The following is a 10,072-nucleotide window of genomic DNA, read 5'->3' on the forward strand; positions in this document are numbered from 1 at the left end:
ATGCACGTCCGAGCCGATCTGCAGCGCGGCCGACAGCGCCTTGGCGGTCTGGTCGGAAAGGGTTGCGTTGTCGTGTTCTGCAATCAGAAGAATAGCCATTGATGATATTCCTGACTTTCGTCTTCGCGGCTCCCTGAAATCCGGTCAGGCCGAGTCGAAAACGGTTGGTTTCGAGAACCGGAGCGGAGCGTACTTCTGTACGTGAGCACCGGAAGCGGAGAAGCCAGCCGTTTGCAGGCCGGCCTCATCGGATTTCCTTACAGCACGCCGGCTTCGTTCTTCAGCTTGTCGACCAGCTCAGCGACGCTCTTGACCTTGACGCCTGCCTTGCGGCCGCTCGGCTCTTCGGTCTTGATGACCTTCAGCCGCGGCTTGACGTCGGCGCCGTAGTCGGCCGGGCTCTTCTCGTCGAGCTGTTTCTTCTTGGCCTTCATGATGTTGGGCAGCGAGGCATAGCGCGGCTGGTTGAGGCGAAGGTCGGCGGTGACGATCACCGGCATCTTCAGTTCCACCGTCTGCAGGCCGCCATCGACTTCCCGCGTCACCTTGGCCTTGTCGCCGTCGAGCACGATCTTGGAGGCGAAGGTGCCCTGCGCCCAGCCCAACAGTGCCGCCAGCATCTGGCCGGTCTGGTTGGAATCGTCGTCGATCGCCTGCTTGCCGAGGATGACGAGGCCGGGCTGCTCGGCGTCGACGACGCCCTTCAGCACCTTGGCGACGCCGAGCGGCTCGGTCTGTTCGTCGGTCTTGACCAGGATGGCGCGGTCGGCGCCCATGGCGAGCGCCGTGCGCAGGGTTTCCTGCGCCTGCTGCGGGCCGATCGAGACGACGATGATTTCTTCCGCCTTGCCAGCTTCCTTCAGCCGGATCGCTTCTTCAACCGCGATCTCGTCGAACGGGTTCATCGCCATCTTGACGTTGGCGAGCTCCACCGCCGAACCATCAGCCTTCACGCGAACCTTGACGTTCGCATCCACAACCCGCTTCACGGGCACAAGGATCTTCATTTGCCTGTCACCTCTTCACGCTAATTGGGCGCGCTATAACAGCCTGCACCCGTTCTGAGTTGTCGAAAGCCGACATTCCAGGTGGAAATTCTGGCCGGATGGAAATTCTGGTCTTTGCCCGCCTTAGGTTGCGGCGGAGACGTTTCCGTAGTTGCGGCAACCCTGCACGTCAATACGCTGCAAGTGGCTCAAATCGGTTCAGTCCGAACTGGAAGCGTTTCCGCGTCCCCAGCGCGGTGTCGCGGCGGGTTGATCGGGGATCAGCGGTTCCGTGGCAACCGGCGGCTGGTCGGGCGCGGCGGGCGCGACGTCTTCGTCGGCGCCGGCAAACAGCGGCACGCCGCGGCTACGCAAGACAAGCACCAGAACGGCGCCGGCGATGATGCCGCCGATATGGCAGGCCCAGGAGATCTGATCCTCGCCGCCGGCGGCAAACATCACCACCTGGAAGAGGACCCACAGGATGAGCGGGATGAAGGCCGGAATGCGCAGCGGGATGCGGGCGAAGGCCAACACCCAGACCTTCACCCTGGGATAAAGGATCAGATAGGCGACGACCACGCCGGCGATGGCGCCCGAGGCACCGATCAGCGGCACCTGCGAGTCCCAGGCGACGAGGCCCTGGAAGGCGGCGCCGGCGATCGCGCACAACAGGTAGAAGATGAGGTAGCGGATGTGACCGAGCGCGTCCTCGACATTGTCGCCGAACACCCACAGGAACAGCATGTTGCCGCCGAGGTGGAAGATGTCGGCATGCAGGAAGGAATAGGTGAGGTAGCTCAGGCTTTCGGGGATGACGATAAAACGGGGATCGAGCTCGGCGGTGTCATGGACGACCGACGGGATGAAGCCGAGACCAAGCACGGCGGCATTGGAGAAACTCTCGCCGCCGAGCGCGGTGGCGAGGTAGACCAGGGCGTTGGCCACGATCAGCCCGATGGTCACATATTGCAGGCGGATGTGGCGCAGCCTGTTGGTGTCGTAAAGCGGGATGAACATGCCCCAGGCCCTCTTCCGCTTTCGACAATCAGCGGTTCTTGCCGGGAACCCATAGCACGTCGGCGTTTCCGTTGTCATTGACCGCCCGGGCGGCGACAAACAGGAAATCCGAGACGCGGTTGATGTATTTCAGACCGTCGCGGTTGACGTGCTCGTTCGGGTCCTGGGCCAGTGCGACCATCAGCCTTTCGGCTCGCCTTGCCACGGTGCGGGCAAGGTGAAGTGCCGCCGCCGCCGCTGTGCCGCCATTGAGCACGAAGGATTTGAGCGGCTGAAGCTCCTTGTTGAGAAGGTCGATGTCCTTTTCGACCCGGTCGGTCTGCACGGCGACGATGCGAAGCGGCTCATAGCCGAGCGGCTTGCCGTCGTCGGGTACGGCGAGATCGGCGCCGAGATCGAACAGATCGTTCTGGATGCGGGAAAGCATGGCGTCGATCGCGGGATGGGCCGCGGCCGTGTGGACCCTGGCGATGCCGATGCAGGCATTGGCCTCGTCGACCGTGCCGTAGGCCTCTACCCGCAGATCGGATTTCAGCCGCCTCTCGCCGGTGCCGAGACCCGTGGTGCCATCATCGCCGGTGCGGGTGTAGATCTTGTTGAGCTTGACCATTTCGCCTCCCCGGCCGCCGGCATCCTCACTTGCGGGTGAAATACACCGCCAGCAGGATCAGCACCAGCGCCACGGCCTGCAGCATGACTCGCGCCTGCATCAGCTTGTTCGAGGTGACGCCGGAGCCGCCGCGCATCATGTTGATGAGGCCGCGAACAAGCACGACCGCAACGGCGACCATGACCAGAATGGCGAGAATGTTGAAGACGGTTGCCATTGCTTCGTTCCAGTTGGTTGGCGTTCAGGCGCGTTTGGCCATCAGGCGGTAAAGCATCGATGCCGGCAGGATGCGTCTGAGCACCGCGCCGATCCTGGCGGGCACTGTTACCACATAGTGCGGGCGTGGGCGCCGCGACAGAAGTGCATGGCGCAGCGCCGCATGAACCACTTCCGGCCCTGGCTTCAAGGCCGATTGGCTGCCGCCGGCCCGCAGTCGCTCGAGTTGCGCCGCATAGTCCACGCGGTGCACGGAATTCTCGTGGTCGATGTTGCTGAGAAACCAAATGAGGCCATTGCTGGCGATCTTCGACTTCACCGGCCCCGGCTCGATCAGCGAAACGTGGACGCCGCTGCCGGCCAGTTCCTGGCGCTGGCAGAGCATCAAGGCCTCCAGTGCGTGCTTCGACGCCGAATAGGCGCCGCGAAAGCGCACCGGCACGAGGCCAAGGATCGACGAGCAGTGGACGATGCGGCCCTGACCCTGGCGGCGCATCACCGGCACCAGCCGGCGGGTCAAATCATGCCAGCCGAAGAAATTCGCCTCGAACTGCTGCTTGAGCGCGGCAACGGGCAGATCCTCGACGGCGCCCGGCTGCGCATAGGCGCCGTTGTTGAACAGGGCGTCGAGCCGGCCGCCGGTGCGGTCGAGCACCGCCGTCACCAGCGCGGCGATGGAGTCCGGCTCGCAATAATCGAGATAGAAGGCCTCGATGCCGTCGGCCTCGAGCGCGGCGATGTCCTGCGGCTTGCGCGCCGTTGCGAACACCCGCCAGCCCTCCGCCTTCAACGCGCGGGCGCAGTACGCGCCTATTCCCGAAGACGCACCGGTGATGATAATCGAGCGCAACTTCTGCGCCGGACTGTTCGTGGTTTCGCCAAGGGTTGCCATTTGCCGCAATCCCTTCCCATATTCCCGGCGTGGAGACAATTGGAGGGCGCGGTTCTTGTTGCGGAAGATCGTAGCCCTCAAGCGGGTCCTCTACGACGCACTTGGCCATTTCAACACCGATGACGGCTGGGCGATGGCCAGCCATCTGGCGATCACCTCGCTGATGGCGCTGTTCCCGTTCCTGATCTTCGCGACGACGCTGGCGAGCTTCCTCGGCGCGCAGGCGTTCTCCGACACGGCCGTGCATCTGGTCTTCGACACCTGGCCCGAACAGATCGCCAAGCCGATCGCGCGCGAAGTGCTCAATGTGCTGACCGTCAGGCGCACCGACCTTTTGACCTATGGTGTGGTGCTTGCGGCCTATTTTGCCTCGAACGGCATCGAGGCGCTGCGCACGTCGCTCAACCGCGCCTACCGCGTCTCGGAAACGCGCGGCATCATCTACCGCCGGGTGCAGAGCATCATCTTCGTGCTCATCGCCACGGCCGGTTTCCTGGCGATCAGCGTGCTCCTGGTGTTCGCGCCGCTGCTGGCGCGGCTCGCCGAAGCCCATATCGACTGGATCAAGCCCTATATGGGCACCATTACGCTATGGCGTTACGTCATCGCTTCGGCGGTCATTGTCGGCGGATTGTTTGCCGTCCATTTCTGGCTGCCGGCGGGCAAGCGCCGCTTCGTGTCGCTGGTGCCGGGCATCGTCTTCACGCTGGCGGCATGGCTTATCGGTTCGACCATCTTCGCCACCTATCTCGACCACTTCTCGTCCTATGTGACGACCTATGCCGGCCTGGCCTCGATCATGATCGCCGTGGTCTTCCTCTACATGGTGTCGGCGATCTTCATCCTCGGCGGCGAGCTCAATGCCGCGATCAGCCGCTATCTGGAGGCGCGTGCGCGGGTGGGATGACAGGGCGAATTGAGGAATTGAAGAACTGAAGAATTGGAGAAAAAGCGGGCCATATCCGGCGCTGTCTGTGCTTCTTCCTCAATTCCTCAATTCCTCAATTCCTCAATTCCTCAATTCCACAGTTCTTCCCTTGGCCTGCCGCGCCGTTGCCAGGCCGACGCCGAATGTCGTGATCGCCATGCCGGCAATCTGAAGTGCGTTGAGCTGCTCGTCGAACAGGGCCCAGGCGATGATCGCCGTCACCGCCGGCACCAGGTAGAACAGCGAGGCGACCTTCGACATCTCGCCGTCGCGGATCATCACCATCAGCAGGAAGATGGCGCCGAGCGACAGCACCAGCACCAGCCAGGCCATGGCGAAGATGAGTTCGCCATTGATGACGACCGTGTGGGTTTCGAAGGCGAGGGAGGCGACGAGCATCAGCGAGCCACCGCCGACATATTGCCACATGGTCGCCGCGACGAGGTCGCCGCCGGAGGCAAAGCGCTTCTGCCAGATGGTGCCGGCGCTCATGCCGAGCACCGAAACCAGCGAGGCTGTCAATGTCGCCGCGGTCACGCCGCCGCCGAGCGCGCCGAGCTTCGGCCACAGCACGATGACGATACCGATGAGGCCGATGCCAAGGCCAAGCCAGTGACGCGGCAGGATCGCCTCGCCGAGGAATTTGCCGGCCAGCACCGCCGTGATCAGCGGCTGCAGGCCGACGATGAGGGCCGAAAAGCCGGCCGGCATGCCCCTGTGGATGGCCCAGAACACAGCGCCGAGATAGACGCCATGCATCAGGATGCCCGCGCCGGTGGCATGCAGCGCCTCCTCGCGGGTGGCTTTTTTCGAACCCAATACAAGCATCAGGACGGCCAGCAGGATGGCGGCGATGACGAACCGCGCGGCGAGGAAGGTGAACGGCTCCGCCCATGGCATGGCGTAGCGCGCGCCAATGAAGCCGGTCGCCCACAGAACGACGAAGGTGGCGGGAATGAACCGCTTGATGCTGTGCATGTTCCGGAGTCCGCCGCACTGGAGAGAATTGCCGTGGCGATGCTCTAATCCCGTTCACCCCGGCGCGCAAAGCGAAACGGTTGATCCATAGATCACCGGAATTCAACGCCGGCCCATCTGGGGTGGCTTCTTGGTCTCACCGGGCTCAAAGCCCGACCATTCGCCTGATGTCGTCAGGCGATGCGCCGGCATGGCGCAAGGCGGCAAGGCCGGTATCGCCCAGGCTCTTCGACAGTTTTCGCCCGTCGGGCCCGAGGATGAGGCGATGATGGAAATAGGCGGGTTGCGGCAGTCCCAGGAGTTGCTGCAGCAGGCGCTGCACGCCGGTGGCGGAAAACAGATCTTGTCCGCGCACGACGTGGCTGACACCTTGCAGGGCATCGTCCATGACGACGGCGAGGTGGTAGCTGGTCGGGATATCGCGGCGCGCCACGATCACGTCGCCCCAGTCCTGCGGACGGGCTTCGATCGAGCGTGTCGCGGAAAGCGTCTCGTCGGCGAATTCGGTCCAAGACAGGTCCTTGCCGACACGCGCCAAGGCGGCATCGACATCCAGCCGCCAGGCGAAGGGCGCATTCCCGGCGATCCGCCGCTGGCGTTCCTTGACTGGCAGCGCCTTGTCAGCGGCGGGGTAGAGCGGCACGCCATCGGGATCGCGCGGCCAGTCGCGCCCACGCTTTTCACTGTCGGTGATGAAGGCGCGGATCTCGCCACGGCTCATGAAGGCGGGATAGACGAGTTCCTCCCGGACCAGCCGCTCGAGCACCGCCTGGTATTCGGCGAAATGCTCGGATTGGCGGCGCACCGGCTCTTCCCAGCCAAGCCCCAGCCATTTCAGGTCGGCAAGCACGCCGGCCTCGAATTGCGGCGTGCAGCGCGTCGTGTCGATATCCTCGATGCGCAGCAGCAGGCGGCCGTCCGCCCGTGCCGCCAGCTTCTGGTTGAGCAGCGCCGAATAGGCGTGGCCGAGATGCAGGTCGCCATTGGGGCTGGGCGCGAAGCGGAATGTCAGGAGTGTCATCTCTGCGGCGGCAATCGGGTTGTGCGGCGGTTTTGCCAATTGCTACCGTGCTGCCGGTTCAGGAACAAGAAAGCATGCAGCGTATCGCGACATCAGACGACATTGCCCGGGGGCTCGATGCGCTTTGCGTGATCGACCCGCGCCTGGAAAAGGTGCGCGGCATGGCCGGCGAAGTGCCGCTGCGGCTGTCCGAACCGGGGTTTCGAAGCCTGGCGTCGATCGTCGTCTCGCAGCAAGTGTCCCGCGCCAGCGCCGATGCGATCTTCGGCCGGCTGACCAAGCTCGTCGATCCGCTGACGCCGCAGGCGATCCTGGCCGCCGGCGAGGACATGTTTCGCGAGGCCGGCCTGTCGCGGCCGAAGCAGCGCGGCCTGATCGCAATTGCCCAGGCCGTGGTCGACGGCCTCGACCTGCATCACCTCTGTTCGCTCGATGCCGAGGAGGCGATCACGACGATGACGGCGGTGTCCGGCATCGGCCCGTGGACGGCGGAAGTGTACCTCTTATTCGCCGCCGGGCACCCCGACATTTTCCCCGCGCGTGATGTCGCGCTGCAGAGCGCGGTCGGCCACGCGCTCGGCATCGAGCCGCGTCCGCCGGAGAAAACGCTGATCGCATTGGCCGAATCATGGAGCCCGTGGCGAGGTGTCGCATCGCGGCTTTTCTGGTCCTATTATCGTGAAACCAGAGGGCGGGACGCCGCGCCGCCGGCCTGAATCCGCGAAAAATCATAAAAATCATGCATTTTTGGCGCTTCAGCGACGCGACAATCCGCTTCACATCCCTGTCATGTCGGGCTTACAGTATCCGTGCCGTTCGGGTCTAGAACCAAGGAGGTGAACACGTGACGGTTGCCGTATCTCCGGATGGGCTTCCAGCACTGGTGCTGAATGCGGATTACCGTCCGCTCAGCTATTACCCCTTGTCGCTCTGGTCGTGGCAGGACGCTATCAAGGCGGTGTTCCTCGACCGGGTGAACATCGTCGCCGAATACGAGCACGCCGTCTCCTCGCCGACCTTCTCGATGAAGCTGCCGAGCGTTGTCAGTCTTAAGGCCTATGTGAAGCCCTCCAGGCACCCGGCCTTCACCCGCTTCAACGTCTTCCTGCGCGATCGCTTCCAGTGCCAGTATTGCGGCACGCCGGAGGACCTGACCTTCGATCACGTCATCCCCCGCCATCGCGGCGGCGCGACGACGTGGGAGAATGTCGTTGCCGCCTGTTCGCCGTGCAATTTGAGGAAGGGCGGCATGATGCCGGCGCATGCCAAGATGTGGCCGTTGCAGAAGCCTTTCCAGCCGACGGTGCACGATCTGCACAACAATGGCCGCCTGTTCCCGCCCAACCATCTGCATGAGAGCTGGATGGATTATCTCTACTGGGATGTCGAACTCGAACCATAGAGTTCGGCACAAATCCGCCATGCTGGCCGCCTGACGCAGCTTTCTGCGCTTCCGGTGCTCACGTACTTCAGTACGCTCCGCTCCGGTTCTCGAAAGCCGCGCCATCCGACTCAGCCTGGCGAATTTTTGCTCGAACTCTGCGTCGCGCCGTTCAATCGAATTGGTTTAGTCGCGGGCGAAAGCGGCTCGGAAGGCGACGGCGGCGAGGATCAGGCTGGCGATGGCGTTCCAGCCGGCCAGCGACAGGCCGAGGATGCGCAAAGCGGCCTTGTCGCAGGACGGCGGCACGAATTTGTCGAGCGCGTCGAGCACGCCCTTGCCGCCGGTGTCGACCGGTCCGGCGCCTGCGGTACAATCGGTCGGGCCGGCCCACCACTGCCATTCGACGCCGGAGTGGTAGACGCCGAGATAGAGGCCGTAGAGCATCAGGATGCCGCCGACGGCCAGCAGGCCGCGCGTCAGCCAGCTGGGTGCGTGCAGCATCGACGCAATCACCGCCAGCACCATCAGCGGGACGCCGATATAGTAGGGCGTGCGCTGTTCGAGGCAGAGGTGGCAGGGGATATAGCCGCCGAGATACTGGAAGCCGAGCGCCGAGCCAACGGTGGCGGCCATGGCGACGGCGAGGAACAAGGCGGTCAGCGTGCGCTGGCGTCCGGTGTCGGCATTCATGGTCGCTGTCATTTCAATCGGTCCGTCCGGCTTGCAATGGTTCTGTTCAGAACGCGTATTTGACCAGGATATAGAGCAAAATCAGGGCAACCGCGCCGGCGCCGGCGATCAGGCCGAGGCGCTTTTCGATGAATTCGCGGATCGGTTCGCCATAGCGGCGCAGCAGCCAGGCGAGCAGCAGGAAGCGGGCGCCGCGGGCCACGATCGCCAGCACGATGAACAGCAGCAAATTGACGCCGATGACACCGGACAGGATCGTCACCACCTTGATCGGCGGCAGGTGGGCGGCACCCGACGTGATCAGCATCAGGACGATGAAGCCGACGCCGGCGCCCGCGCGCAGTTGCTCGAACTCGTCGTACTTGCCGTAGAATTCGAGGATCGGCCTGGCGACCGCGTCATAGGCATAGTGGCCGATGAACCAGCCGGCGATGCCGCCCAGCACCGAGGCGACGGTGGCGATCAGCGCATAGCGGTAGGCGCGATCCGGCCGCGACAGCGCCATCGGCAGATAGAGCACGTCGGCCGGCACCAGGAACACCGAGCTTTCGACGAAGGCGATGAAGGCCAGCCACCATTCGGCGGATTTGCGGGCCGCCAGCGACAGGGTCCAGTCGTAAAGTCCGCGAAGCATCGGCACTCCTAATGCGTGTCGTTCAATTGCGCAGGCAGGTTGGGGTGTAACGGCATGCACAGAACAAAGACCCAGCGCACGCCATCCGTCCCCGCAGACGTGCCGCGCTTTGATGCGCCGCCTGTCTAGAAAGATTTTCCGCGCTGCACAATGGCAGCCCCGTCACGAAATCGAAAGGCGCAGTTTGGTCGCATCCGGGGCGACGAGGAATTGGCCAGTTGACGAACAGGCCTCCAACCGTATAGTCCCGCGCCATCCAGGCCGCCCGGCCTGAGCCCCTATGGCGGAATTGGTAGACGCGCTCGACTCAAAATCGAGTTCCGCAAGGAGTGCTGGTTCGATCCCGGCTAGGGGCACCACCCTTCGCTCTCCGAGCTTCGGGTGGCAGGCCACTCGAAGTTCAATAGACGAAGGGCGTCACGGTCGCTTTGGCTCCCGATACGTCTCAGCAGGCGATCAACACGCTTTGCGCGCCACGCTGGGGTCGCCGTCATTGGCCGGGCCGATCTCGCCAGCTGCCAGCAATTCGTCGAATGTCCGTTCTAGGTCGGCGCTGTCATCGGCTGCCGGTCCGCTGGGCGGATCCTGGCGTGTCAGCGTTTCCAGCCTTTGGTGAAGCTGGCGGTTCTCGTTGCGGCAACGGGCATGCGCGAGTTCGTCGGTCATGCCGCGCAAGCGGAGATCGGCGAGTTGAACCTTCACCGCGCCGAGAC

The 10,072-nt window shown here is 63.8% G+C and carries 13 protein-coding genes, 1 tRNA gene and 1 pseudogene; 4 read left to right on the plus strand and 11 right to left on the minus strand.

Annotation, left to right across the window (positions count from 1 at the left end):
- The 6 genes and pseudogenes from EOA22_RS14195 to EOA22_RS14220 all read right to left on the minus strand — a co-directional run.
- A pseudogene (locus EOA22_RS14195) lies at positions 1–99 on the minus strand (electron transfer flavoprotein subunit alpha/FixB family protein); the annotation flags it as partial.
- 158 nt (positions 100–257) lie between these two features.
- Positions 258–1,007 (minus strand): electron transfer flavoprotein subunit beta/FixA family protein, encoded by a 750-nt coding sequence (locus EOA22_RS14200; RefSeq protein WP_013529425.1) that lies wholly within the window; start codon positions 1,005–1,007, stop codon positions 258–260.
- A 198-nt stretch (positions 1,008–1,205) separates the two neighbouring features.
- Positions 1,206–2,006 (minus strand): rhomboid family intramembrane serine protease, encoded by an 801-nt coding sequence (locus tag EOA22_RS14205; protein WP_027163501.1) that lies wholly within the window; start codon positions 2,004–2,006, stop codon positions 1,206–1,208.
- Between the two features lie 28 nt (positions 2,007–2,034).
- The gene (locus EOA22_RS14210; RefSeq protein ID WP_013529427.1) at positions 2,035–2,616 is read right to left on the minus strand and encodes a cob(I)yrinic acid a,c-diamide adenosyltransferase; all 582 of its coding nucleotides are present in this window, start codon (positions 2,614–2,616) and stop codon (positions 2,035–2,037) included.
- Positions 2,617–2,641: 25 nt separating this feature from the next.
- Positions 2,642–2,833 (minus strand): twin transmembrane helix small protein, encoded by a 192-nt coding sequence (locus EOA22_RS14215; RefSeq protein ID WP_013529428.1) that lies wholly within the window; start codon positions 2,831–2,833, stop codon positions 2,642–2,644.
- 24 nt (positions 2,834–2,857) lie between these two features.
- A complete protein-coding gene (locus EOA22_RS14220; RefSeq protein WP_013529429.1) occupies positions 2,858–3,724 on the minus strand; it encodes an SDR family oxidoreductase in 867 nt (288 codons plus the stop codon).
- A gap of 55 nt (positions 3,725–3,779) precedes the next feature.
- Here EOA22_RS14220 and EOA22_RS14225 point away from each other — a divergent pair, with 55 nt between their 5' ends.
- On the plus strand, positions 3,780–4,631 hold the full coding sequence (locus EOA22_RS14225) for a YihY/virulence factor BrkB family protein (protein ID WP_013529430.1): 852 nt from the start codon (positions 3,780–3,782) through the stop codon (positions 4,629–4,631).
- Positions 4,632–4,733: 102 nt separating this feature from the next.
- On the opposite strand, the gene EOA22_RS14230 is transcribed toward EOA22_RS14225, so the two are convergent.
- Positions 4,734–5,630, minus strand: a complete 897-nt coding sequence (locus EOA22_RS14230) for a DMT family transporter (protein WP_063169083.1) — start codon at positions 5,628–5,630, stop codon at positions 4,734–4,736.
- Between the two features lie 145 nt (positions 5,631–5,775).
- Positions 5,776–6,651 carry a tRNA glutamyl-Q(34) synthetase GluQRS gene (gene gluQRS / locus EOA22_RS14235; protein ID WP_063169082.1) on the minus strand — a complete coding sequence of 292 codons (876 nt, stop codon included), beginning with the start codon at positions 6,649–6,651 and terminating at the stop codon, positions 5,776–5,778.
- Positions 6,652–6,725: 74 nt separating this feature from the next.
- On the opposite strand from gluQRS, the gene EOA22_RS14240 reads away from it, so the two are divergent.
- Together EOA22_RS14240 and EOA22_RS14245 are read left to right on the plus strand one after the other, a co-directional pair.
- Positions 6,726–7,367, plus strand: a complete 642-nt coding sequence (locus EOA22_RS14240; RefSeq protein ID WP_013529433.1) for a DNA-3-methyladenine glycosylase — start codon at positions 6,726–6,728, stop codon at positions 7,365–7,367.
- 128 nt (positions 7,368–7,495) lie between these two features.
- Positions 7,496–8,053, plus strand: coding sequence for an HNH endonuclease (locus tag EOA22_RS14245; protein ID WP_006328497.1), 558 nt, complete (start codon positions 7,496–7,498; stop codon positions 8,051–8,053).
- Between the two features lie 165 nt (positions 8,054–8,218).
- Here EOA22_RS14245 and EOA22_RS14250 read toward each other — a convergent pair whose 3' ends face one another.
- Both EOA22_RS14250 and EOA22_RS14255 read right to left on the minus strand, forming a co-directional pair.
- On the minus strand, positions 8,219–8,737 hold the full coding sequence (locus tag EOA22_RS14250) for a disulfide bond formation protein B (protein WP_063169081.1): 519 nt from the start codon (positions 8,735–8,737) through the stop codon (positions 8,219–8,221).
- A 34-nt stretch (positions 8,738–8,771) separates the two neighbouring features.
- Positions 8,772–9,359: a YqaA family protein gene (locus EOA22_RS14255; protein WP_013529435.1), complete on the minus strand. Its 588-nt coding sequence runs from the start codon at positions 9,357–9,359 to the stop codon at positions 8,772–8,774.
- A gap of 274 nt (positions 9,360–9,633) precedes the next feature.
- Between EOA22_RS14255 and EOA22_RS14260 the strand changes: the two genes are divergently transcribed.
- Positions 9,634–9,718: transfer RNA gene (locus EOA22_RS14260), tRNA-Leu, on the plus strand.
- A 97-nt stretch (positions 9,719–9,815) separates the two neighbouring features.
- On the opposite strand, the gene EOA22_RS14265 is transcribed toward EOA22_RS14260, so the two are convergent.
- Positions 9,816–10,072 (minus strand): hypothetical protein (locus EOA22_RS14265; protein ID WP_164755422.1); only part of this gene is annotated, 257 nt, incomplete at its 5' end.

It is taken from the genome of Mesorhizobium sp. M7A.F.Ca.US.014.04.1.1 (assembly GCF_003998745.1).
Taxonomy (GTDB): domain Bacteria; phylum Pseudomonadota; class Alphaproteobacteria; order Rhizobiales; family Rhizobiaceae; genus Mesorhizobium; species Mesorhizobium ciceri.